General features: G+C 30.7%; 22 protein-coding genes, 2 tRNA genes, 1 pseudogene and 1 other annotated feature. Of the genes and pseudogenes, 24 read left to right on the top strand and 1 reads right to left on the bottom strand.

Features of this window, described 5'->3' with window-relative positions:
- The 5 genes and pseudogenes from B9N53_RS09555 to B9N53_RS02365 form a co-directional block, all read left to right on the top strand.
- Window positions 1–75: pseudogene (locus B9N53_RS09555) on the top strand (IS200/IS605 family transposase); the annotation flags it as partial.
- A 229-nt stretch (window positions 76–304) separates the two neighbouring features.
- Window positions 305–380, top strand: a tRNA-Lys gene (locus B9N53_RS02350).
- Between the two features lie 18 nt (window positions 381–398).
- Window positions 399–474 (top strand) — tRNA-Lys (locus B9N53_RS02355).
- A 94-nt stretch (window positions 475–568) separates the two neighbouring features.
- A complete protein-coding gene (locus B9N53_RS02360; RefSeq protein WP_094203515.1) occupies window positions 569–952 on the top strand; it encodes a hypothetical protein in 384 nt (127 codons plus the stop codon).
- Window positions 949–1,674 carry an HAD family hydrolase gene (locus tag B9N53_RS02365; RefSeq protein ID WP_002836215.1) on the top strand — a complete coding sequence of 242 codons (726 nt, stop codon included), beginning with the start codon at window positions 949–951 and terminating at the stop codon, window positions 1,672–1,674. Before B9N53_RS02360 ends, B9N53_RS02365 begins: the two co-directional genes overlap by 4 nt.
- A 98-nt stretch (window positions 1,675–1,772) precedes the next feature.
- Here B9N53_RS02365 and B9N53_RS02370 read toward each other — a convergent pair whose 3' ends face one another.
- Window positions 1,773–2,444, bottom strand: a complete 672-nt coding sequence (locus B9N53_RS02370) for a class A sortase (RefSeq protein ID WP_094203516.1) — start codon at window positions 2,442–2,444, stop codon at window positions 1,773–1,775.
- Between the two features lie 167 nt (window positions 2,445–2,611).
- Between B9N53_RS02370 and mraZ the strand changes: the two genes are divergently transcribed.
- The 19 genes from mraZ (at window position 2,612) to ruvX (ending at window position 24,350) form a co-directional block, all read left to right on the top strand.
- Window positions 2,612–3,043, top strand: coding sequence for a division/cell wall cluster transcriptional repressor MraZ (gene mraZ / locus B9N53_RS02375; RefSeq protein ID WP_094203517.1), 432 nt, complete (start codon window positions 2,612–2,614; stop codon window positions 3,041–3,043).
- Between the two features lie 7 nt (window positions 3,044–3,050).
- Entirely contained in the window at window positions 3,051–3,989 is a 939-nt protein-coding gene (gene rsmH, locus B9N53_RS02380) for a 16S rRNA (cytosine(1402)-N(4))-methyltransferase RsmH (RefSeq protein WP_094203518.1), read from the top strand.
- Window positions 3,990–4,024: 35 nt separating this feature from the next.
- A complete protein-coding gene (locus B9N53_RS02385; RefSeq protein WP_035109460.1) occupies window positions 4,025–4,414 on the top strand; it encodes a hypothetical protein in 390 nt (129 codons plus the stop codon).
- Window positions 4,414–6,651, top strand: a complete 2,238-nt coding sequence (locus B9N53_RS02390) for a penicillin-binding transpeptidase domain-containing protein (RefSeq protein WP_094203519.1) — start codon at window positions 4,414–4,416, stop codon at window positions 6,649–6,651. Before B9N53_RS02385 ends, B9N53_RS02390 begins: the two co-directional genes overlap by 1 nt.
- 78 nt (window positions 6,652–6,729) lie before the next feature.
- Complete coding sequence (gene mraY, locus B9N53_RS02395) at window positions 6,730–7,692, top strand: phospho-N-acetylmuramoyl-pentapeptide-transferase (protein WP_002836221.1); 963 nt, start codon at window positions 6,730–6,732, stop codon at window positions 7,690–7,692.
- Between the two features lie 7 nt (window positions 7,693–7,699).
- A complete protein-coding gene (murD, locus tag B9N53_RS02400; protein WP_094203520.1) occupies window positions 7,700–9,025 on the top strand; it encodes a UDP-N-acetylmuramoyl-L-alanine--D-glutamate ligase in 1,326 nt (441 codons plus the stop codon).
- A gap of 4 nt (window positions 9,026–9,029) precedes the next feature.
- Window positions 9,030–10,139 (top strand): FtsW/RodA/SpoVE family cell cycle protein, encoded by a 1,110-nt coding sequence (locus tag B9N53_RS02405; protein ID WP_094203521.1) that lies wholly within the window; start codon window positions 9,030–9,032, stop codon window positions 10,137–10,139.
- Window positions 10,136–11,248 (top strand): undecaprenyldiphospho-muramoylpentapeptide beta-N-acetylglucosaminyltransferase, encoded by a 1,113-nt coding sequence (gene murG / locus B9N53_RS02410; protein WP_094203522.1) that lies wholly within the window; start codon window positions 10,136–10,138, stop codon window positions 11,246–11,248. Before B9N53_RS02405 ends, murG begins: the two co-directional genes overlap by 4 nt.
- Complete coding sequence (locus B9N53_RS02415) at window positions 11,235–11,957, top strand: cell division protein FtsQ/DivIB (protein ID WP_094203523.1); 723 nt, start codon at window positions 11,235–11,237, stop codon at window positions 11,955–11,957. Before murG ends, B9N53_RS02415 begins: the two co-directional genes overlap by 14 nt.
- Window positions 11,958–12,289: 332 nt before the next feature.
- Window positions 12,290–13,372 (top strand): cell division protein FtsZ, encoded by a 1,083-nt coding sequence (gene ftsZ, locus B9N53_RS02420; RefSeq protein WP_094203524.1) that lies wholly within the window; start codon window positions 12,290–12,292, stop codon window positions 13,370–13,372.
- Window positions 13,372–13,824: a transcriptional regulator NrdR gene (nrdR, locus tag B9N53_RS02425; protein ID WP_002836229.1), complete on the top strand. Its 453-nt coding sequence runs from the start codon at window positions 13,372–13,374 to the stop codon at window positions 13,822–13,824. The genes ftsZ and nrdR overlap by 1 nt, the downstream gene beginning before the upstream one ends.
- 93 nt (window positions 13,825–13,917) lie before the next feature.
- Entirely contained in the window at window positions 13,918–15,213 is a 1,296-nt protein-coding gene (locus B9N53_RS02430) for a replication-associated recombination protein A (RefSeq protein ID WP_094203525.1), read from the top strand.
- The gene (asnS, locus tag B9N53_RS02435) at window positions 15,210–16,595 is read left to right on the top strand and encodes an asparagine--tRNA ligase (RefSeq protein WP_094203526.1); all 1,386 of its coding nucleotides are present in this window, start codon (window positions 15,210–15,212) and stop codon (window positions 16,593–16,595) included. The genes B9N53_RS02430 and asnS overlap by 4 nt, the downstream gene beginning before the upstream one ends.
- Window positions 16,596–16,642: 47 nt before the next feature.
- Window positions 16,643–16,823 (top strand) — a binding site (T-box leader).
- 37 nt (window positions 16,824–16,860) lie between these two features.
- A complete protein-coding gene (leuS, locus tag B9N53_RS02440; RefSeq protein ID WP_094203527.1) occupies window positions 16,861–19,269 on the top strand; it encodes a leucine--tRNA ligase in 2,409 nt (802 codons plus the stop codon).
- A gap of 106 nt (window positions 19,270–19,375) precedes the next feature.
- Window positions 19,376–19,783: an RrF2 family transcriptional regulator gene (locus B9N53_RS02445; RefSeq protein WP_002839398.1), complete on the top strand. Its 408-nt coding sequence runs from the start codon at window positions 19,376–19,378 to the stop codon at window positions 19,781–19,783.
- Window positions 19,784–19,785: 2 nt separating this feature from the next.
- The gene (locus B9N53_RS02450) at window positions 19,786–20,973 is read left to right on the top strand and encodes an AI-2E family transporter (RefSeq protein WP_094203528.1); all 1,188 of its coding nucleotides are present in this window, start codon (window positions 19,786–19,788) and stop codon (window positions 20,971–20,973) included.
- Window positions 20,974–20,983: 10 nt separating this feature from the next.
- Entirely contained in the window at window positions 20,984–23,605 is a 2,622-nt protein-coding gene (alaS, locus tag B9N53_RS02455) for an alanine--tRNA ligase (protein WP_094203652.1), read from the top strand.
- Between the two features lie 12 nt (window positions 23,606–23,617).
- Entirely contained in the window at window positions 23,618–23,884 is a 267-nt protein-coding gene (locus B9N53_RS02460; protein WP_002836238.1) for an IreB family regulatory phosphoprotein, read from the top strand.
- A gap of 52 nt (window positions 23,885–23,936) precedes the next feature.
- On the top strand, window positions 23,937–24,350 hold the full coding sequence (ruvX, locus tag B9N53_RS02465; protein WP_094203529.1) for a Holliday junction resolvase RuvX: 414 nt from the start codon (window positions 23,937–23,939) through the stop codon (window positions 24,348–24,350).
- The last annotated feature ends 2 nt before the right edge of the window (window positions 24,351–24,352 follow it).

Here is a 24,352-nt window from a genome sequence, read left to right on the forward strand (position 1 = left end):
GAAGATTATATAGCGGACCAAATAAGTTTGAAAGAGTATATAAACCCATTTACTGGGAAAAAGAATAAAAAATAAAAAGAAGAAAGAGGCGCTTTAGCGTCAATTGAGAATGTAGTGCAGCTGTCGGACATTCAATATGCACAAGGTGCATTGCAGGCAACAGCCCCTTATAGGGGCAGAGCAAACCACCAGCTAAGCTGGTGGTTATGATTAGATTATTTCAATAAATTGAATTTTAAAAATATTTAAAACTCTTTACAAATTCTTAAAATAGTGTATAATATTATTGTTGTGGTAAAGATATGCGCCTTTAGCTCAGTTGGTAGAGCAACTGACTCTTAATCAGTGGGCCCAGGGTTCGAGTCCCTGAAGGCGCACCACTTTTTTAAATTTAATATGCGCTTTTAGCTCAGTTGGTAGAGCAACTGACTCTTAATCAGTGGGCCCAGGGTTCGAGTCCCTGAAGGCGCACCATCTAATCCGGGATTGACTCGGATTTTTTTGTTTTAGAAAATAAATTATCTTAAAAGATCAATATATATGATATAATAAAAAAAGGAGGATTAACATGAAATCAATTTTATCTGTGGTATGGAAATACAAAGGTTTTACGTTTTTATTTTTCGTATTTGTAGCTATACTAATGATTATAGTGCATTTTTTACATAATAAATTACACAATAAACAAAAAAAATATATATTCACAACTGCTATTTTTATTTTATCAGCTGTTCTTTTTGTAATGTCGATGTTGTCGATTTTAAATAAATTTGGACTTACATTGTTAATGATGTTTACTTTTACATTTGCATCGGCTGTAATTTGCTTAGCGTATTCTTTGATTTTGGATATTATAAATCCTATTCCTCAAAAGAAAAAAAGCTTAGAATTTCGCAATATAATTGAAAAATTTGACAGATTAGTTGAAGAATCTAGGAGTACCAAACAATGAAAATAGGCGCTTTTTTTGATATTGATGGAACAATAGCTAGAGATTCACTAATGATTGAGCATTTCAAAAAATTAGTAAATTTTGAAATAATAGATCAAAAATTATACTACGAAAAAGTTTATCCAGCATACCAAAAATACGAAAAAAGAAAAATCGACTATGATGAGTATCTCAATCAATTGGTTGATGTGTATAAGTACAAACTCAAAGGATTTAGTAGCGAGTTCAATGAATTTATATCTAATCAAGTAATCAGCCAAGTTAAAGAGAAAGTTTACAGATATACCCGTGAGATGATAGAATTTCACAAAGAAAATAATCATCTGATATTTTTTATTTCAGGAAGCCCTGACTTTTTGGTAAAAGAAATGGCTGAGAGTTATGGCGTAACAGAATACAGAGCATCCTTGTATTTGAAAAAATCGGGAATGTACACTGGAGAAGTGGTGCCAATGTGGGATAAAAATAGTAAAAAGGCTGTAATTGATGAAATTGTTCAACGTTATGATATTGATGTCGATAATTCATACTGCTACGGTGATACTTCTGGTGATTTTTCTATGATTAATATGATGGGAAAACCAACAGCGATTAATCCTACAAAAGAGCTATTTGAACTTATCAGAGCAAACGAAAAAATAAATGAAAAAACCAAAATAATCATTGAAAGAAAAGATGTAATATACGATTTTCCTAAAAATGGTAAAATTTTAGATATTTAAGAAGCGTAACAGACTCTCTTCACAGTTGTGAGGAGAGTTTTTTATATGCAAAGACCACAGAAGAATTTTGAAGTTCATCTGTGGTCTAAATTTTTGTTCTAATTTTGTTTGAAATAATTTTTGTCGTATTTAAAAGATCTAACAAGTTTTCCTATTTGGAATACTCTGTTATTAGGATCATTTGGCATATCACATGTCATCAAAGAAAGAATAGGTTTATTATCATAATTTTCAATTCTATAGTCTTCTAACATGTAAAACGCATACGAGTCAGTAACTTTTCTATCTACGATTTCATATTCGTAGATGTTCTTCTTATCTGTAATGTAAACTTTAGTACCTTTAGTTAAATCATACACTTTACTAAACAAAGAGCCGTTTCTTTTCATGTAGTGACCTGTTAGTGTGTAATTTTTTTCTCCCATTTTTTGATTTTCTTTCATTGTGGCTGCACCACTTAATAAGTGTTCGTCAGTTACTCCACGATGAATAGGTAAACTCAAATTATAATCAGGGATAATAATTTGTCCAATAACATTTTCTCCGCTTATAGCTGTAAAATTAAACAACGATGTAGTTGTGCTAATGGAGTTTACAGCGTCAAAGTCGTTTTTGAATTCCTTTTTGTTGTTTTGTTCCATTTCTGTGGATGATATATCTTTACTTATATCATTTTCACTATAATAGGTAGGTATTAATCTGGCTGCGAAATATAAAGCAAATAGCAGAATACCTATCGTCATTAAAAAAATTCCAAATTTCTTTCTCATATTCATCCTCTTTAATTTTTATTACGTAGAGTATTTTAACATATATTTAAATTTAAGTAAATATCAATAAGAACGTATATTCAGAACGTATAAAAACATTGAAAGCATCATATATAAAAGATATTATTAATGTAGTGGAATGAAAGTGGAACAAAGTGGAGGGAAAAATGTTTATTAACGAATATTTTCATAATATTGACTCAAAAGGTCGCGTTATTATGCCCTCAAAGTTTAGGGATGAAATAGGAGAAGAATTCTACATTACAAAAGGTATGGATGAATGTCTTTTCGTATATCCTGTATCTGATTTTATCCAAATGACTGAAAAGCTTAATAAATTGTCATTAACTAGAAGACAAGCAAGAGCGTTTTCAAGGGTGTTTTTCGCTGGTGCTAGTAACCAGGAAATTGATAAACAAGGAAGGTTTTTGATTCCGCAATCCTTGAGAAACTATGCAGATATCAAAAAAGAAGTTGCCATTATTGGAGTATCTAATCGTATTGAAATATGGGATAAGGAAAAATGGGAACAATATTCTAATGACTCTTCATTAAACTATGACGATTTAGCTGATGATTTAAATGATCTTGATTTGTAGGTGAATTATGGAATTCAAACATGTGCCAATTTTATTAAATGAATGCATCGAAAATTTGAATATTAGAGACGGTAAAATTTATGTGGATTGCACTGTTGGAGGCGCTGGACATTCCAGAGAAATTGCAAAAAGAATTGGGAATGGTAAGCTAATTTGCTTTGATCAAGATGAAGACGCATTAACAGTGGCGAAAGAACGCTTAAAAGAACATGGAGATAAGGTTATCTTTATAAAGGATAATTTTAAAAATATAAAAAGTGATTTACAAAATATAGGAATTGAAAAAGTTGATGGAATATTAATGGATATAGGTGTTAGCTCTTATCAAATAGATGTAGATAGTAGAGGATTTTCTTATATGCACGATGCGGTTTTGGATATGAGAATGGATCAATCTAATCCGATTAGTGCCAAGGATATTGTCAACACGTATTCACAAGAAGATTTAGAAAATATTATTTTCAAATATTCAGAAGAAAAATGGGCTAAAAGAATTGCTGAATTTATATGCAATGAAAGAGAAGTCAAACCTATTAATACTACTTTTGAATTAGTAGAAGTCATTGAAAAAGCGATTCCTAAAAAAGTAAGAATGAATCAAAAAGGCCACAGTGCAAAGAAAACTTTTCAAGCAATTAGAATTGAAGTTAATAAAGAATTAGACGTTTTAGAACAAGCAGTTGGAGATTGCATAGATTTATTGAATCCTGAAGGTAGAATTTGTATAATAACGTTTCATTCTTTGGAGGATAAAATTTGCAAAGATATTTTCAAACAAAGACAAAAAGGTTGTATATGTCCTCCAGAAATTCCAGTATGTGTTTGCAATCATAAGCCTGAAATTAAGATTATTACTAGAAAGCCGATAGAGCCTTCAACAGAAGAATTAAAACAAAATTCTAGGGCTCGAAGTGCAAAGTTAAGAGTAGCTGAAAAGATTATTTGATAATTATATGATTTGATTAATAAATGGAGACAAAAATGGGTAATGCACAAAGAAAAATTGAAGTTTTTCCACAGTATGTAGAAAAAAAAGAATTTGAAGTCAAAAAAATTGAACAAACAAAAAAATTAAATAGACCTAGTAGGAGAACAAATCTTTTTTCTACTTTTAATAAAGTAATGATATGCGTGGTTATTTGTTTATCCATTTTGGTGATGAATCGTTATTCTAAGATTCAAAGCATGTCCAGTGAATTAAAAGAAGTAAAAAATCAAGTAATGCTTACAGAAGGCAACCGAGATGTGATAAAATCTAATATAGAAAGTAAATTAACTAATAAAAATATTGAAGAAATAGCAAAAAATAATTTGGGTATGCAATTTCCCGAAAATGCTCAAATTATGTACTTAAAATTAGAGGAAAAATAATGAGAAGGCGCAATTTAAGCAAAGAAAAAATCAATAAAAATTTCAATAAAAACTACAATTCTCGTATTGTAGTTTTATTTTGTATATTGACAATTATTGTATTATTAATAGTTGGCAAACTGATTTATTTACAATTGACCCCTGCTGGAGATAAATATCGAAAACTTTCAGCAAAACAAAGCACCAATACTATTAATATTGATGCTGAAAGAGGAAAAATATTAGATACAAATGGTGAGACATTGGCAGATAATGTGGTATCTAATAATTTGTATGTAAATGCTACTTATTTAAACGATCAATCGAAATCAAACTTAATTGATTCGTTAGGAAAAACTTTAAGCATGAAACCTGAAGAACTAAGAAAAGTTTTAGATAAAAAGAAAACAGTTCTAGTTAAACCTTCATTATCGAAAACAGAAATAGAAAACATAAAAAAACTACCTATTAGTAATCAGAAATTTATTAGCATCGTTTCTGAGAAAAAGAGATATTATCCGAATAAAGAAATGTTAGCACAAGTTTTAGGATTTACAAATGTAAATAATGATGGTGTTGTCGGATTGGAGAGCTTTTATAATGCTAAATTAAAAGGTAAACCAGGAAAAAGAATTCTGAACAGTTCAGTTAATCGATCGATTGATTTATCAGATGATAGTTCTGTGATTATTAATCCAGAAAATGGATATGATTTAAAAACAACTATAGATAGTACTATCCAAGGCTTTGTAGAAGATAGTTTAAAAGACATAGAAAATAATTTTAAACCAAAATCTGCGACGATAATCGTTATGAATCCAAATAATGGAGGTGTTTTGGGTATGGGATCTTTCCCTAATTTTAATCCCAATGATCCTAAAACTCCGCTTTTAAAAGATCAAATAAATGAATTAAATGATTTAAAAAAAGAAAATGATCAAGATAAAATCAGTAAATTTTATTTTAATATGTGGGAAAACAAAGCAACTTCATGGACTTATGAACCTGGAAGTGTATTTAAAACTATAACTAGTGCAGCTGCAACTGAAGAGCACACCGCAACACAAGAATCACATTATTTCTGTAATGGATTTATTAGAGATATTCCAGGTGTTGTCATAAGATGTGAAAGATATTGGAATCCCCATGGCGACGAAACATTCCAAGAAGCTTTCAACAATTCTTGCAATATTGCATATGTAAATATTGGTAGAGATTTGGGAAAAGCAAATATGCAAAAATACGTAAATGGATTTGGTTTTAATCAAAAAACAGATATTGATTTACCGGCTGAAGAATTGGGAATAGCTCCGAAAAGCGTTAAAGACATCGACGCAGCAAGACTTGCTACTCTTTCTTATGGTCACGGTATTTCAGCAACGCCGATTCAAATGATAACTGCTTTAAACTCAATAGTAAACGGTGGAATGTTGATAGAACCACATGTTGCAAAGGAATTTATTTCAAAGGATACAAAAAAGATAGAAAAAGTTCAGCCAAAAGTAAAAAGACAAATAATTTCAGCACAATCTTCAAAGCAAATTAATAAAATGTTGCAAGGAGTTGTAGACGATGGAAGTGGTAAAAAAGCTGCAATTCAAGGATTTGGAATCGGTGGTAAGACGGGAACAAGTATAAAAATCGAAGACGGCAAATACACTGACAGTAAAACAACTGCATCATTTTTTGGATCTTTTCCAACAGATCACCCGGAATACACTGTTTTAATTGTTGTAGATGAGCCTCAAAGAAAAAACGGCGGAAGTGCTGTATGCGCACCTTCTGCAGGAAAGATTTTTTCAAGAATTATCGAATATAAGAGAATAAATAAAACCAGACTGGATGCTGACGATTCAGATAAGGTTACTGTTCCAGAATTAGAAGGGCTTACATTGAAGTTAGCAGTTGATAAATTAAATTCGTTGGGATTAAAGTCTAAGGTTACAAATTCAAATTCGAATTCAAATTCAATTGTAAAATCTCAAGAAACAGCTGCATATTCTAAAGTGAATAAGGGAGATATAATTGAACTTACAACAGGAAGTGTTGAGGACTCAATGATTAGAATTCCTGAAATAGTAGGATTCACAGTTGAAGATGCTGTAGATACTTTAGAAAAATACGGTATTAAAAATATCGAAATCAAAAATGGTAAAAAAGGTAAAGTAGTAAAAACTGATCCTGAAGAAAACAAATTGATGGATCCAAAATCTTACATTAAAATTTATACTGAACAAGAGAAAAATACTGAAGAATAATTTTTTCGTGTGGTATAATAAATACTTATGAGGTATAAAATTGGACATAATTAGTGTTCATTATTTAAGGAGATAAATATGAATTTTAAAAGTGAAATTTTAATGTCGATGTTATTATCAATTGTAATTTCATTGATATTAGGAAAGTTTATAATCAAGATTTTAAGACAAAAACATATTGGTCAAGAAATCAGAGATGACGGCCCCAAATCACACTATTCGAAAGCTGGAACACCAACTATGGGAGGTATTATATTTATAATATCTACGTTGATTACGGTGATTGTATTTAGATTATTTAATAGTGAAGTTTTGTTGGCGATATATGGAATGCTTGCATTTGGAGCAATTGGCTTTATAGATGACTTCATGAAATTAGTAATGAAGCGTTCATTAGGATTAAACGAAAAACAAAAACTTGTGTTACAACTTTTGTTTTCCATCATAGCTTGTTTTTTGATAAAACAAGTGAATCCGAATTTCACAAAACAAGTCATTCCTTTCTTCCATAAAACAGTAGATTTTGGAATAATAACTTATCCATTCTTGATTTTCGTAATGATGGGAACATCTAATGCTACTAATCTTACTGATGGATTAGACGGACTTGCAACTTCTGTATCAATTCCCGTGTTCATTGCTACAAGTATTATTTTGTATAACTTAAATTCGACAGCTAGTATATTCAGTATTATCTTTGCAGGAAGTCTATTGGGATTTTTGGTGTATAATTCAAATCCAGCTAAAGTTTTTATGGGTGATACAGGTTCGATGGCTATAGGTGGCGCTTTGGTTATGATTATGGCTATGTACGGTTTAAGTTTGTACTTAATCATTTTAGGATTTGTGTACATGATTGAAGTATTATCTGTAATAATTCAAATGACAAGCTACAAATTGAGAAACAAAAAAAGAGTATTTTTGATGAGCCCAATTCATCATCATTATGAATTAAAAGGCTACAAAGAACAAAAAATAGTATCAACTTTTATGGTTGTATCAGTAATTACAAGTTTAATTACACTAATAGATATATTGTAGGTGAATTATGGAAAAAATATTAGTATTTGGATTAGCCAGAACAGGAATATCAGCTCTAAAAACATTAAAATTAAAAGAATATGATTTGGGAGCTATCGATGATAATATTGACGAAGAAAAAACAAAAATATTAAAGGAATTAGACGTTCAAATAGAATCAATCGATACTATTGATAAATACGATATTATTTTAAAAAGTCCTGGCATTAGAATGGATAATCCAGTGATATTGAAGGCTAATGAATTAAGTATCGAAGTTGTGAGTGATTTGGAATTGGCGCAAAGAATTTTTGATGATATTAAAATTGTTGCTATTACTGGCACGAATGGGAAAACAACTACAACTTCGTTGATGACTAAAATGTTGAATGATTCAGGAAGAAAAGCTATTTCAATAGGAAATATTGGAGTAGGAATGTTATGGGAAATCTACAACAGCGACAAGGACACATATTTTGTTATTGAATGTTCAAGCTTCCAACTAGAAAGCACGAAAAACTTTAAACCACAATATTCTTGCATAATCAATATAACTCCAGATCATATTGATTGGCACGGAAGTATGCAAAATTATGTAAACGCTAAAAAAAATGTATTAAAAAATCAAGACGATAATTGTTATACTGTACTTAATGTTGATGATGAATACTACGAAGAATGCAAAAAATTTACAAAATCAAACGTATATGATGTATCGACTTCAACCGATGTTAAAAAAGGTTCATTCATAAAAGGCGATTCAATATATTTTTCTGATTCAGATTGTAATAAAATAATTGATTTAAAAGATGTTAAATTAATAGGCTATCATAATTATCAAAATGTTCTATTCTGTGTTACTTTAGCAAAGTTGATAGGTATTAATGATGATAGTATCAGACAAACTTTAATGACTTTTTCTGGTGTAGAACATAGACTAGAATTTGTAAGGGAAATGTCTGGAGTAAAATACTACAACGATTCTAAGGGAACTAATGTAGATGCTAGTGTTAAAGCAATAGAATCTTTTGATAAGAATGTTATTATATTAGCTGGTGGATACGACAAAAAAGTAAGCTTGGATAATTTTTTCATAGCTGGTAAGAACAAATTTAAAGCGTTGATTTTAATGGGTCAAACTAGAGATTTGTTTGAGAAAAAAGCAAGAGAATATGGATTTGAAAATATATTTTTGGTAGATGATATGAAACAAGCTGTTAATCGAGCTAATAAAATAGCCGAAAGTGGTGACGTGGTGCTACTTTCTCCTGCTAGTGCAAGTTGGGGAATGTACAATAACTATGAAGAAAGAGGAAACGAATTTAAAGAATTAGTTAATAATTTGCGAGGATAGAAGCATGAAACTTTCAAAAGATGGGAAAGGTATCTTGTATATAACAATTTTCCTGACGATTTTTGGAATAATTATGGTACTAAGCTCAAGTTGGCCAACCGCAGTTAGTGAGCATAGAGCTTGGTATTATTATGGCCTAAGACAGGGGATTTTTGCTTTGCTTGGTTTTATTTTCATGAAATTTACAAGTGTATTTAATAACGAAAATTACAAAAAAAATGCATTATGGATATTTATTTTTGCAATATTATTGTGTATGTTGGTCTTCACACCGTTGGGAAAAGAAATAAATTACGCAAAACGTTGGATCAAGATTAAATCGTTTAGCTTTATGCCATCGGATATTCTTAAATTTGCATCGATTAACTTAGCAGCGGCTATTGTATCGCAAAACATCAATAAAATAAAAACCTTCAAAGAAGGATTTTTAAGAATGATTATATTAGTTGCGATATCGGGAGGAGTTGTTTTTATGCAACCTGATTTATCAACTGCAATAGTAATCATAGGAAGTGTATTTTGCGTATTCATGGTTAGCGGTTTAAATATTAGATATATTGTGTCTACTTTTATAACTGCTCTTGTTTTTGGATACGTAGCGATATTTAAAGTAAAAATAGGATACAGTAGAATTGACAGGATTATAGCTTTTATTGATCCGTTGGGAAATTTAGAAGATCAGGGATGGCAATTATCCCAATCGTTAGCTGCTGTATCTAACGGTAGTTTTCTGGGCAGCGGATTGGGCATGAGTAAACAGAAATTTTTGTATTTGTCACAAGCACACAACGATTTTATCTTTGCGATTATTTGTGAAGAATTTGGATTTTTGGGAGCTTTGATTTTAATTATTGCTTACTTTGCATTCCTAGTTTTTGGAATTAGAATTGCGATGAAAACAAAACAAATTTATTCAAGATTATTGGTTTCTGGAATACTTTTCGTAATAGGAATACAAGCTTATGTTAATATGACAGTGGTTACAGGATTAATTCCTCCAACAGGATTGACGTTACCGTTTATATCTTACGGTGGAACATCGTTGATGATTATGTTGGCATTAGTAGGAATAATTTTAAATGTAGACAGAAACAATGAAGAGGAGAGACAATGAATATAATAGTATCTGGCGGCGGAACTGGTGGACATATATATCCAGCCATTTCATTAATTGAAGAATTAAAAAAAAGAGATGAAAACAATAAAATACTTTATGTAGGAACTGAAAAAGGATTAGAAAGTAGCATTGTTCCAAAATTGGGAATAGATTTTAAAACTATACATGTTAGAGGAATTCCTAGAAAAATCAATGCGAATTCATTTAAAGCTTTAAAAGAGTTATTTAAAGGATTAAAAGAAGCAAATAAAATACTTAAAGAATTCAAACCAGATCTTGTTATTGGAACTGGTGGATATGTGAGTGGTCCAATTTTATATAAAGCTACTAAAACTAAAGCAAAGGTAGCTTTTCACGAACAAAATAGCTTCCCTGGAGTAACTAATAGGATACTATCAAGATATGTAGACAGATATTTTGTAACATTTGAAGAATCTGTTAAATACTTTAAAAATCAAGAAAAAGCAGTGGTAACGGGCAATCCAATCAGAAATAGATTTACTGATATTGAAAAAAATAAAGACGCAGCAATTGAACAATACAAAATATCGGATAATAAAAAAGTTGTATTCATATTTGGCGGATCAAATGGTTCTGAAATATTAAACAAAGCAACACTTGATATGGTTGATAAAATATCTAATCAAGATGTATTTGAGGTAATTTTAGCCACAGGTAAATTAAATTACGATGAGTTTATACAAAAATCAGGAAATGACATTAGAAATTTACACATCTATCCATATATAGATGACATAGATAAAGCTTATTCTGTGTCTGATTTGATCGTTACAAGTAGTGGGGCTATAACACTAGCTGAATTATCATTCTTGGGAAAAGCGTCAATACTTGTTCCAAAAGCATATACAACAGAAAATCATCAAGAACACAACGCAAGAGCATTTGAAAAAATAGGAGCAAGTAAGGTTATATTGGAAAAAGACGTGAATGCTAATACCCTATTTGACCAAATAAATGAAATACTAAGTGATGATAAATTGTTAGAAGAACTATCAGAAAACTCGAAGAAAATGTCTTATCCAACTGCTTGTAAAGATATTGTAGATGAACTTTACAGATTGGTAGAACAAGATGAGAAAGCATAGAGTAGTAATTATTGTAGCAATATCGCTATTGATTGGACTCATAGCGTATTTATGTGCTACACTTGACTATTTTTCAATAAAAAAAATCACAGTTAAAAACAATAAAATAGTAAAAATATCTGAAATACAAAATTATGCTAATTACTCATTAGGAGAAAATATTTTTAGATTTAATAAGAAAAAATTACAGGAAAAGATTAATAAAGATATTTATATTAGAAATGCAAATATCAAGAAGATTTATCCAAATACTATTGAAATAACAGTGGAAGAGGCAAATGATATTTGTTATTTTGAAGTTGGAAAAGATAAAATTTTCGTAGATTCAGATTTTAAAATTGCAAAGAACAAGGATAGAATAGACTATTCAAAAATTGTTAAAGTTGTTGGAGCTAATGAAAATCTGTTAAAAATTAGTAATTTAAAGTCAGACGAAAAATTTTATGAGTTTTTGTATAATCTTTATTCACACAAAATTTTAGAACAATTAACTGAAATTAACGTCGTAAATTCAAACGATGTAACCATGGTTACAAAAAACGAAATAAAAGTGTTTTTTGGAGATTTAAATGACTCAGAGAAGAAATCAAATAATATTTCGAAGATTTTAAAAGAAATTAGTACTAAAAGTATAAACACAAAAATGCTAGATACTAAAGATCCTCAAAAACCATTTTTGATAAAAGAAAATCCAGAACAAACTGAGTAATTACAGTTTTGGAGCTTGCTTAGTAAAAAAGATTCTATAAGATGCATAAAAAATATGGTGTATTTATAATACATTGGTGTATTATCAGTTTTATGATTTAAAAATTACATCACACTCAAAGAAAAAGCAATAAACTGTAAAAATGTTATAGATACAAAGAAAAATCGCTAAATGTAGCCGGAAACAAATAAATATAACGAAAATTATACTACAAGTACAATACAGATAAGAAGTGAAGAAACGCTAAATGTCATTAAAAATATTGTTGAACTTGTAGTATAATTAAGTTAAAGAGATTAAAAGGAATTTTAATTACAAATTAGGAGGATGTTATGACTTTTGATATGGAACTAGAAGATAATGATTTAGCCAAAATCAAAGTAATTGGTGTTGGCGGCGGCGGAAATAACGCCGTAAAGAGAATGAAAGAAGAAGGTTTGCAAGGTGTAGAATTTGTTGCAGTTAATACAGACAAACAAATTTTAAATAATTTAGATATTAATACTAAATTGCAAATTGGAAGCAAGATTACAAAGGGTTTGGGAGCCGGAGCTAATCCTGCAGTTGGTATGAAAGCTGCTGAAGAAAGTAGAAACGAAATCGAAGAAGCACTTGACAAAACAGACATGGTATTTGTAACTGCTGGTATGGGTGGTGGAACTGGTACTGGTGCTGCACCAATAGTTGCACAAATCGCAAAAGAAAAAGGAATACTTACAGTTGGTGTTGTAACAAAACCATTTACATTCGAAGGAAGAAAAAGACAAATGCAAGCTGAACAAGGTGTTGAAGCTTTGAAGGGAAAAGTTGATACTTTGGTAATTATTCCTAACGATAAATTGTTACAAATTTCAGACAAGAGAACTACAATGTCTGAAGCTTTCATGATGGCTGACGAAGTTCTTATGGACGGTATTCAAGGCATCTCCGATTTAATCGCTGTACCTAACTTAATCAACTTAGACTTTGCTGATGTTAGATCAATTATGTTAAACCAAGGTATTGCTCATATGGGTATTGGTAAAGCAAACGGAGATAATAGAGCAATGGAAGCTGCTAAACTTGCAGTTAAATCTCCTTTATTAGAAACTTCAATTGGTGGAGCAAAAGCTGTGTTAATTAACGTTACTGGAAAAGAATTAGGATTATTCGAAGTTAATGAGGCTGCAGAATTAATTAGAGAAGAAGTAGATCCAGATGCTAATATTATATTTGGTGCTGGTATCGATGATTCACTAGGAGATGACATCAAGATTACTGTTATTGCAACAGGATTTGATTCTGACAATCCAATGGCTAACAAATTAAAATCAAACAAAAAAACTGATTCAGTTTCTCAAAAATCAGAAGAAACTTCTGAAAAAGATCACGACGATATAGAAATACCTTCATTCTTGAAGAGAAGAGGATTCTAATGAAATGTCCGTTCTGTAATGCATCTGATACAAAAGTTGTAGATACTAGAGCATCGGAAGATGATAAGATAGTTAGACGAAGGAGAGAATGTATTTCTTGTCACAAAAGATTTACCACTTATGAAAGATATGATTTTAATAACCTTACAGTGGTAAAAAAAGATAAAAACAGAGAAGCTTTTGATAGGGATAAAGTGTATCGTGGAATGAAAAAGTCTTGTGAAAAAAGACCTGTTCCAGATTCAGTGTTGCTTGAGGCTACTAAAGAGATAGAAGTTGAATTAACACATAGCAATAAAAGGGAGGTAGATTCATCTGAGATAGGTGAATTAATAATGAAAAAGCTTAAGAAGATTGACAAGGTGGCATATATTCGTTTTGCTTCTGTGTATAGAGAATTTACAGATGTTAAATCTTTTAACGAGGAAATATCAAAATTAGATAATGAATAAGGTCGGGTAATTATCCGGCCTTTAATTTTTATTTAACGATATTTAGTTTTTGTGGTAAGATATAAATAAAATAAATGTTAAAGGGGAAATATTTTGGATTTATTTGAATATAATTTACAATTACAAAAAGAAAATAGTTCGCCGTTAGCAAATAGACTCAGACCTAAAAGTTTGGATAAGTATTTTGGTCAATCCCATGTGGTTGGTGAAGGAAAGCTTTTGAATAGGTTGATAAAGGCTGATAAAATTCCTTCCATGATTTTTTATGGTCCTCCTGGAACTGGAAAAACAACATTGGCAGAAATAATCTCAAATCAAACTAATTCATTGTTCGAAAGATTATCTGCTATTTCTAGTGGAGTTAAAGATATTAGGGAAGTCATCTCAACTGCAAAAAATAATTTGAGCATGTATAACAAAAAGACTGTTTTGTTTATAGACGAAATTCACAGATTTAATAAATCACAGCAAGACGCACTTTTAGGATATGTTGAAGATGGAACAATTACTTTGATAGGTGCCACTACAGAAAATCCATTCTTTGAAGTTAACAAGGCTCTTTTATCTAGATGTCAAATTATTGAGTTAAAACCGTTGACTGATACAGATATTAGAAATATCATAGAAAATGCTCTTACAGAAGATAAAAAGATAAGAGAAATGAACATTCAAATTGATGAAAAAGCTATTGATGTTCTTGTCAATTCTGCAAATGGAGATGCAAGAAGTGCCTTGAATGCTTTGGAAATTGCAGTCGAAAGTACAGACCAAGTTAATGGATGTTTGATCATAGATGAAGATGTGATTAAAAATTCAGTATTTAAACCTGTGTTAAAATATGACAAAGAAGAAGATCACTATAATGTAATATCGGCATTCATTAAATCTATGAGAGGTTCTGATATTGACGCAGCTTTGTATTACTTAGCAAGAATGATTGAAAGCGGAGAAGATCCCAAATTCATCGCTAGAAGAATGGTGATTTTCGCATCAGAAGATATTGGTTTGGCAAATCCTGAAGCTTTAACTGTAGCCATTAATGTGTTCAACGCAGTTAATTTAATAGGATTACCAGAATGTAGGATAAATTTATCGAATGGTGTAATATATCTTGCATCTAGTGAGAAATCTAATACGTCTTATGTCGCAATTGACAAGGCTTTGGAAGATATTCGACAAAACAAGATTTACGATGTTCCTAGTCATCTAAAAGACGCACACTATAGTGGGGCAAAATCATTGGACAGAGGAATTGGATACAAATATCCACATAACGATGATTCATATCAACAATATTTACCAGACGAATTGAAAAATCAAAAATATTACGATCCAAAAGATATTGGATATGAAAGCAAAATATATAAAAAAACGAGGAGTAAAGAATGATATTAATTAGAGATTTGATTAAAGATTACGAAAAGTATTCTGACAAAGAAGTTGAAGTTGGAGGTTGGATTAAAAACTCAAGATTCAGTAAGAATGTTGGTTTTATTGAACTAAACGACGGAACTTTTTTCAATCCAGTTCAAATAGTAGTAGGAAAAGATAATGAAGATTTTGAAAAAAGTGAAAAACTAAAATTAAGTTCAGCAATTATTGTCGTAGGTAAATTAGTTTTGACTCCAAATTCTAAACAACCATTTGAAATTCAAGCATCAAAAATTATAGTAGAAGGGGAATCTACAGATGATTATCCACTACAAAAGAAAAGACACACTTTTGAATTTTTGAGAACAATATTACATTTAAGACCAAGAACAAATACATTTAATGCTGTATTTAGAGTTAGAAGTAGATTGGCGTTTGCTATTCATAAATTCTTTAATGAAAGAGGATTTGTATATGTTCATACTCCAATAATAACAGGCAGTGATGCTGAAGGTGCTGGAGAAATGTTCAGAGTTACAACATTAGATTTAGATAATATTCCAAAAGATGACGATGGAAATGTTGATTTTTCACAAGATTTCTTCTCAAAATCTACTAACTTAACAGTAAGTGGTCAATTACAAGCAGAAGCTTATGCATTAGCATTTAGAAATGTGTATACATTTGGACCAACTTTCAGAAGTGAACACTCTAATACTCCTAGACATGCTGCAGAATTCTGGATGATGGAACCTGAAATATGTTTTGCTGACTTGGATGATGTATGTAATTTGGCTGAAGATATGGTTAGATATATCATAAAAGATGTTATGGAAAATTGTGAAGAAGAAATAAAATTCTTCAACAGTTTTGTAGACAAGAACTTAATTGAAAGATTGACAAAAGTTGCAAACAAATCATTCAAAAAATTAACTTACACTGAAGCTGTTGAAATTCTACAAAAATCAGGAGAAAAATTCGAATATCCTGTTGAATGGGGAATGGATTTACAAACAGAACACGAAAAGTATTTGAGCGAAAAAGTTGTAGATGGTCCAGTATTCGTTACTGATTATCCAAAAGAAATCAAGGCGTTCTACATGAGACTTAACGACGACAACAAAACAGTTGCAGCAACAGACCTTTTAGTTCCAGGAATTGGTGAATTAATTGGTGGAAGCCAAAGGGAAGAAAGATACGAATTGTTAGATAAGAAAATGGATGAATTAGGATTCAACAAAGAAGAATACAAATGGTATCTTGATTTAAGAAAATACGGCGGAGTAAAACACGGTGGATTTGGATTAGGTTTCGAAAGAATGGTAATGTATATGACAGGAATGTCAAACATAAGAGATGTCATTCCATTCCCAAGAACTGTTGGACATTGTGAATACTAATATTGAATTTAATTCTATGATGTGATATCATAGTAATAAGTTTTTATAATAATATTTGAATAAAAGTAGTAAATAATTAAAAATTTTCAGAGAATTGATGGTTGGTGCGAATCAATATTTGAGATTATTGAACTTGTTTATTAATAGAATATTCGTATATCTGCGTTAAAGATTTGAGTGGGATTAACCAATAAGAGTGGTACCGCGGAATTTTATTTCGTCTCTTCTATGTAAGAGGCGAATTTTTTATTATTTGGAGGTAAAAATGGATAGATATAATCCGAATTCAATTGAGAAAAAGTGGCAAAAATATTGGGAAGAAAACAAAACTTTCAAGACTTCTGATGACAAGTCAAAAGAAAAATTCTACGCATTAGTAGAGTTTCCTTATCCTTCTGGACAAGGACTACACGTAGGTCATCCAAGACCATACACTGCATTGGACATCGTTTCAAGAAAAAGAAGAATGCAAGGATATAATGTTTTATATCCAATGGGTTGGGATGCATTTGGACTTCCTACAGAAAATTTTGCTATTAAAAATAAAATAAGACCAGAAATTGTTACTGAAAACAACATCAAAAACTTCAAAAGACAAATGCAATCAATAGGTTTTTCTTTTGATTGGGATAGAGAAATAAATACAACAGACCCAGATTATTATAAATGGACTCAATGGATTTTCATCCAAATGTTTAAAAAAGGACTTGCTTACAAAAAGGAAATGCCAATTAACTGGTGTCCTTCATGTAAAACAGGACTTGCAAATGAAGAAGTAATTAACGGTCACTGCGAAAGATGTGGCGGAGAAGTAATCAGAAAAGTTAAGAATCAATGGATGCTTAAGATTACTGAATACGCTGATAGACTTATAGATGATTTAAAAGATGTCGATTATTTGGATAGAATAAAATCGCAACAAATCAACTGGATTGGAAGATCATACGGTGCAGAAATTAATTTTCCTATAAAAGAAGTTGACGAAAAAATTACTGTCTTTACAACAAGAGCAGATACTATATTTGGTGCAACTTACATGGTTATTTCTGTTGATCATCCTTTGATTGAAAAGTATAGCGATCAAATTAAAAATATTGAAGAAATCAGAAGTTACAGACAAGAAGTTGCTAAGAAATCGGAATTGGAAAGAACAGATTTATCTAAAGAAAAGACAGGATATAAAATTGATGGATTAACAGCGATTAATCCTTTGACTAACAAAGAAATTCCTGTTTATGTATCAGATTATGTATTGATGACTTATGGAACAGGTGCTATTATGGCAGTTCCTGCGCACGATGACAGAGACTATGAATTCGCTAAAAAATTCAACATTGAAATGATTCCTGTAATTGAAGGATCCGACATAGAAAATTCTGCATTCACCGAAACAAACGAAGGAAATCTTATTAATTCTGAATTCTTAAATGGTTTGAGTGTAGACGAAGCAAAAGAAAAAATGTATGAATACATTGAAGAAAAAGAAATAGGTCACAAGAAAACAAACTATAAATTAAGAGACTGGGTATTTTCTAGACAAAGATATTGGGGAGAACCAATTCCATTGGTTTATTGCGAACATTGTGGATGGGTTCCTTTGGAAGAAAAAGATTTACCATTAGTATTGCCTAAGGTTGATAATTATGAACCAACAGATAATGGAGAATCACCACTATCTAATATAGATGAATTTGTTCATACAAAATGTCCAAAATGTGGTAGAGATGCTGTAAGAGAAACTGATACTATGCCACAATGGGCAGGATCTTCGTGGTATTATTTGCGATATACTGATCCACACAATGATGAAGCGATAGCAAGTAAAGAAAATTTAGACTATTATGTTCCAGTTGATTGGTATAACGGTGGAATGGAGCACACTACACTTCACTTATTGTATTCAAGATTTTGGCACAAATTTTTGTATGATATTGAAGTAGTTCCTACAAAAGAACCATATATGAAGAGAACTAGTCATGGAATGATTTTAGGTGATAACAACGAAAAAATGAGTAAGTCTCGTGGTAATGTAGTAAATCCGGATGATATCGTCAGAGATTTTGGTGCAGATACTTTGAGATGCTATGAAATGTTCATTGGAGATTTTGAAAAATCAGCTCCCTGGTCTGAAAATGGGGTTAAAGGTTGTAGAAAATTCTTGGATAAAGTTTGGAGAACGCAAGAATTAGTTGATGGAGATTCTAATTTTGAAAAAATGGAAACTTTGGTTCATCAAACTATTAAAAAAGTTTCAGAAGATTATGAAAACTTGAAATTTAACACTGCAATCGCTCAACTTATGACATTATTAAATGAATTCAACAACTTAGATAAAATTTCCGAAGAACAATTCAAGATATTCTTGATATTATTAAATCCAGTTTGTCCACATATCACAGAAGAAATTTGGCAAAGAATGGGATATGAAGGATATGTTCACGAAGCTAGTTGGCCAGAATATGACGAGTCGAAAACTATTTTGGATGTAATAGAGCTTCCTATCCAAGTAAATGGTAAGCTAAGAGCAACTGTAGAAATATCTAGAGATGCTTCTGAAGATGAAGTTTTTGAAAAAGCTATTGCTGATGATGTTGTGGCAAAATATCTTGAAGGCAAAAACGTAGTTAAGAAAATTTATGTTAAAGGTAGAATTTTTAATATAATTGTAAAATAATTTTGGTAATAGTAGATTGAGTTTTCTTAATCTACTATTATTATTGCAATAGGATATTTACACAACTATTTTACTATGATAAAATTTATCATAAATAGGAGGGCTTATGAGATTATCTACGAGAGGAAGATATGGACTTGCGGCTATGATATATTTAGGCAAAAAATATGGAGATAATCCAGTTAGTTTGAATGAAATATCTAAAGCCACAGGACTTAGTAATAATTATTTAGAACAACTTATAAGAGAATTGAAAAAACAAGATTTGGTGATTTCAGTCAGAGGTGTGCAAGGTGGTTATTTATTGAAAAAATCTCCAAAAGAAATTTCAGTGGCTGAAATTTTGGAGTGTTTGGAAGAATTTTTTGGAGTGACAGAATGCTCTGTAGTTCCAGGACTTTGTTCAAGAGAAGACACTTGTCCATCTAGGCTTATTTGGACTCAAATGCACGATGATATGATTAACAGCATTAAAAACGTGAGTTTGCAAGATTTAATTAGCAAAGAGAAATAGATATGCTTATTAATTCTGAATTTTTGCGAAATGCATTAATATTTATAACTATTATTTTCATGGTTTTTGGAACTTATTTTCTGATTACTGTGGGAAATAGTAAAGTAGACGAAAAATACAAAATTGTATTTAATTTTCATAAAATAAAAAAGACTACCATATTAATACTTATATTGCTGGGAATTGCAGCTTTATTTTCAAAATATCCAATCATATATCATACAATTAATACTTTATTGATAGGAATAGTGCTTTCATATATTATAAATCCTTTGGTAAAATATATTGAAAAAAAGGGAGTTAAAAGGTCAATAGCTATTTTAATCATTTACGTTATAGTAATCCTCTTGATTATTTTATTGGGGATGATTGTCGTTCCACAAACTATACAACAAATTAAAAAAATGATAATAAGCTTACCTGGCTTTATGTCGGATATTTCTGTTAAACTAAATGCTATCAACAATAAAATATTTAAAGAATATCCTAACGTCAGCAAAATTATGTCCAATGCAATGCAAACAATTAACCAAAAGCTTGGAACTATCCAAACTTCTATACTGGACAAATTATCCCAAACTGGAGATGTTACGGGAAATATATTCAGCAATTTACTCAGAATTGTTTTAGTTCCAGTTGTAAGTTTTTATATGTTATTAGATAAAGAAAAGTGCATTGATTTTATTATGGGATTTATACCGAATGAAAATAAAGATAAATTCTTGAGTATTTGTTCTGATATGGATAAAGCTTACAGTGAATTCATTCGTGGTAGATTAATTATGGCAATTTTCGTTGGAGTATTGACTGCTATTGCATTAATCATTATGAAAGTCGATTTTGCAATTATAATTGGAATACTTACTATGGTAGGAGATATTATTCCGTATATTGGTCCTTTTATAGCGGTTACTCCAGCCTTTATCTTGGCTTTTTTGGACAGCCCTTTAAAAGCAGTGGTTGTAGTAATTGTGTTCGTTTCTATTCAATGGGTTGAAAATAATATTTTAGCTCCTAAATTATTAGGTTCAAAAATTGGAATTAATCCATTGTTAGTAATTGTTAGTTTGATTATAGGTGGAGGAATGTTTGGAGTTGTAGGTATGATTCTTTCAGTTCCATTCGTTGCTACAGTTAAAATATTATATTTACATTTTAAAGATAAGATTAAAATGTTTTTTAAAAATTAGTGAGGTTATAATGAAAGATTACGGTTTAAATGAAATTAGAAAAAAATTCTTAGATTATTTTGGGGAAAGAGGACATCTTGTTATCAAATCATTTCCTCTTATACCACAAGATGATAAAAGTCTTTTACTTATAAATGCTGGAATGGCACCTTTGAAAAAGTATTTTACAGGTGAGAAAAAATTAAAAAAAGACAGGGCAACATCTTCACAAAGATGTATCAGAACAGCAGATATTGACGAAGTAGGAAAGACTCAAAGGCATGGTACATTTTTTGAAATGCTCGGTAATTTCTCTTTTGGAGATTATTTTAAAAAAGAAGCCATTACATGGGCTTGGGACTTTTTAACAAATGAATTAGAAGTTCCAAAAGATATATTATGGATAACTGTATATGAAGAAGACGAAGAAGCCTATAATATTTGGGTAAATGAAGTAGGAGTAAGTCCAGAAAGAGTTGTTAAATTAGGAAAAGCTGATAACTTCTGGGAATTAGATCAAGGACCTTGTGGACCCTGTTCAGAAATTCACGTAGATAGAGGATTTGAATTTGACCCTAGAGAAGATGCAAAACCAGGTGATGAGGGCGAAAGATTCTTGGAAGTATGGAATTTGGTATTCACACAATTTAACAAAACTGCTGACGGAAAATACGAAAGAATTGCTCATCCAAATATAGATACTGGTATGGGTCTTGAAAGAATTACAATGGTTTTGGAAAATGCTGATAATATTTTTGAAATTGGACTTGTAAAAGATATAATCAAAACTATTGAAGAAATTTCAGGCGTAAAATACAAAGAAAATCATCAAAACGACGTATCAATCAGAATTATTGCTGACCACGTACGTGCCATGACATTTTTAATATATGATGGTGTTATTCCAAGCAATGAGCAAAGAGGATATGTACTAAGAAGACTTATAAGAAGAGCTTGTAGACACGGAAAATTGTTGGGAATAAACGACAGTTTTATAGAAAAAGTTATAGATTCTTGCATTAAAGTTTATGAATCTGGATATCCTGAATTAAAAGAAGAAAGAGATAGAATTGTAAAAATAGCTAATGCTGAAGAAAAGAAATTCCAAGAAACTTTGGATTTAGGCTTGAGCATTTTAGATTCTATGTTAAAAGAAACTAATTCAGATGTATTCAGTGGAGAAAATGCATTTAAATTATATGACACTTATGGATTCCCTATAGATTTAACTAAGGAATTGGTTGGTGAAGTCAACAAAACTGTAGATGAAGATGAATTCAAAAAATTAATGGAAGAACAAAAAGAAAGAGCCAGAGGATCAAGAAATGAATCCAATATGGGTTGGTCTTCTGACAAAAAATATGGCGAAGGACTTCCTGAAACAAAATTTGATGGATATGATTCCTTAAAAGATGAAAGTGAAGTTATCGAAATCTACGGTGAAAATGATAATAATTTAAATGCTGAAGATATGGGTATAATAGTATTAGACCGTACAACTTTCTATGGAGAAGGTGGAGGTCAAGTAGGTGATAAGGGAATTATCTATAATGATAATTTCAAAGCTGAAGTTTACGACACGAAAAAAACTGGAAAGAAAGTATTCTTGCATTACGTAAAAGTTATCGAAGGAAGCTTAAATGTAGGCGATAAAGTTACAATCGAAGTAGATGAACTTAATAGAAGAGATATTATGAAAAATCACTCTGCTACACACTTATTGCATCAAGCATTAAAGGATGTTGTAGGAGATCACGTAAATCAAGCTGGTTCTTATGTTGATGGAGAAAGATTAAGATTTGATATAACGCATTTTGAAGCAGTTACTAAACAACAATTAGAAAAAGTTGAACAAATTGTAAATGAAAAAATAGCTCTAGGTATTCCTGTTAAAATTGATGAAATGTCATTAGAACAATCTCAATCAATTGGAGCTAGAGGTCTTTTCGAAGATAAGTATCAAGATGTTGTAAGGGTTGTTCAAATGGGAGATTATTCTAAAGAATTATGTGGAGGAACTCACGTAAGGACAACAAGTGACATTCAAATGTTAAAAATACTTTCTGAATCAAGTGTAGCTGCAGGTGTTAGAAGAATTGAAGCAATTACTGGTCGTGCAGTTTACAAATATTTAAAAGAAAGAGATAGTTTGATTGATACTGTTAAGCATTCATTAAAGGCATCTAATGAAGATGAAATCACAAGAAGAATTGAAATGAACACTGAAGAAATTAAAGAATTGAAGAGAAAACTTAAAGATATAACAAATAAGGATTTATCTTCAAATATTGATTCAGTCATTGAGGACGCTGTAGACATTGACGGCACAAAAGTTTGTGTATTTGCGTTAAGTGGTTTGGACAATAATTCTTTTAGAGATTTTGGAGAAAATATAAAATCAAAATTAGAAGATGGTGTTGTAATACTAGCTAATTCGGATGAATCAAAAGTATCATTTATAACTTTAGTAACGGACTCAGCAGTTAAGAAAGGTGTATTTGCCGGAGATATTGTAAGAGAAGTTGCCAAAGTATGCGGTGGTAATGGCGGAGGACGTAAAGATTTTGCACAAGCTGGCGCAAAAGATAGTTCCAAAGTTGATGAAGCACTACAAAAGGGAATTGAAACAGTAAAATCAAAAATTAATGCTTAAAGGAGGCAAAAAATGGAAGGAAAGGATTTAAACCATACGGTTAGATTTGAGGCATCAAAACTTGAACAGAAATCAATAAAGGAAACTTTGAAGAAAGTTTACCTAGCTTTAGAGGAAAAAGGGTATGATCCTAAAAATCAAATTATTGGATATATATTATCAGGAGATCCTACTTACATTACAAGCTTTAATAATGCGAGAAATTTGATTAGACAAATAGATCGAGATGATTTATTGGGAGAAATGTTAGAAGTTTACTTGAACGAAATAGATAAATAGAGGATAATGTAGAGCTGTTACTTGTAACAGCTCTCAAAATATGTAAATAATTATGGAAAGATATATTGGACTTGATGTGGGAGATAGAACTATCGGTATCGCGATAAGTGATCCATTTTTATTGACTGCCCAATCATTGATGACTATTAAGAGAAAAAGCAAGATTGAAGATATAGAAATCATAAATGATATAATCAAAGAAAAAGAAGTCAGTAAAATTATAGTAGGACTACCTAAAAACATGAATAATACTATTGGCCCTCAAGCTAAAAAAGTTAAAACATTTGTAAAAGAACTAAGAAAACACACTGATTTGGACATAGAATATGTTGACGAGAGACTAACAACTGTCAGTGCTACAAGAGTATTGATAGAACAAAATGTATCAAGAAAAAAAAGGAAAGATGTAATTGATAGTGTTGCAGCTACTTATATTCTGCAAACTTATTTGGATATGGGAAGATGATT

The organism is Finegoldia magna (genome assembly GCF_002243175.1).
Lineage (GTDB): Bacteria > Bacillota > Clostridia > Tissierellales > Peptoniphilaceae > Finegoldia > Finegoldia magna_J.

Bases quoted from the DNA above. Each gene is read 5' to 3' on its own strand.
- B9N53_RS02360 (WP_094203515.1), top strand. From the start codon at position 569: ATGAAATCAATTTTATCTGTGGTATGGAAATACAAAGGTTTTACGTTT.
- B9N53_RS02365 (WP_002836215.1), top strand. From the start codon at position 949: ATGAAAATAGGCGCTTTTTTTGATATTGATGGAACAATAGCTAGAGAT.
- B9N53_RS02370 (WP_094203516.1), bottom strand. From the start codon at position 2,444: ATGAGAAAGAAATTTGGAATTTTTTTAATGACGATAGGTATTCTGCTA.
- mraZ (WP_094203517.1), top strand. From the start codon at position 2,612: ATGTTTATTAACGAATATTTTCATAATATTGACTCAAAAGGTCGCGTT.
- rsmH (WP_094203518.1), top strand. From the start codon at position 3,051: ATGGAATTCAAACATGTGCCAATTTTATTAAATGAATGCATCGAAAAT.
- B9N53_RS02385 (WP_035109460.1), top strand. From the start codon at position 4,025: ATGGGTAATGCACAAAGAAAAATTGAAGTTTTTCCACAGTATGTAGAA.
- B9N53_RS02390 (WP_094203519.1), top strand. From the start codon at position 4,414: ATGAGAAGGCGCAATTTAAGCAAAGAAAAAATCAATAAAAATTTCAAT.
- mraY (WP_002836221.1), top strand. From the start codon at position 6,730: ATGAATTTTAAAAGTGAAATTTTAATGTCGATGTTATTATCAATTGTA.
- murD (WP_094203520.1), top strand. From the start codon at position 7,700: ATGGAAAAAATATTAGTATTTGGATTAGCCAGAACAGGAATATCAGCT.
- B9N53_RS02405 (WP_094203521.1), top strand. From the start codon at position 9,030: ATGAAACTTTCAAAAGATGGGAAAGGTATCTTGTATATAACAATTTTC.
- murG (WP_094203522.1), top strand. From the start codon at position 10,136: ATGAATATAATAGTATCTGGCGGCGGAACTGGTGGACATATATATCCA.
- B9N53_RS02415 (WP_094203523.1), top strand. From the start codon at position 11,235: ATGAGAAAGCATAGAGTAGTAATTATTGTAGCAATATCGCTATTGATT.
- ftsZ (WP_094203524.1), top strand. From the start codon at position 12,290: ATGACTTTTGATATGGAACTAGAAGATAATGATTTAGCCAAAATCAAA.
- nrdR (WP_002836229.1), top strand. From the start codon at position 13,372: ATGAAATGTCCGTTCTGTAATGCATCTGATACAAAAGTTGTAGATACT.
- asnS (WP_094203526.1), top strand. From the start codon at position 15,210: ATGATATTAATTAGAGATTTGATTAAAGATTACGAAAAGTATTCTGAC.
- leuS (WP_094203527.1), top strand. From the start codon at position 16,861: ATGGATAGATATAATCCGAATTCAATTGAGAAAAAGTGGCAAAAATAT.
- B9N53_RS02445 (WP_002839398.1), top strand. From the start codon at position 19,376: ATGAGATTATCTACGAGAGGAAGATATGGACTTGCGGCTATGATATAT.
- B9N53_RS02450 (WP_094203528.1), top strand. From the start codon at position 19,786: ATGCTTATTAATTCTGAATTTTTGCGAAATGCATTAATATTTATAACT.
- alaS (WP_094203652.1), top strand. From the start codon at position 20,984: ATGAAAGATTACGGTTTAAATGAAATTAGAAAAAAATTCTTAGATTAT.
- B9N53_RS02460 (WP_002836238.1), top strand. From the start codon at position 23,618: ATGGAAGGAAAGGATTTAAACCATACGGTTAGATTTGAGGCATCAAAA.
- ruvX (WP_094203529.1), top strand. From the start codon at position 23,937: ATGGAAAGATATATTGGACTTGATGTGGGAGATAGAACTATCGGTATC.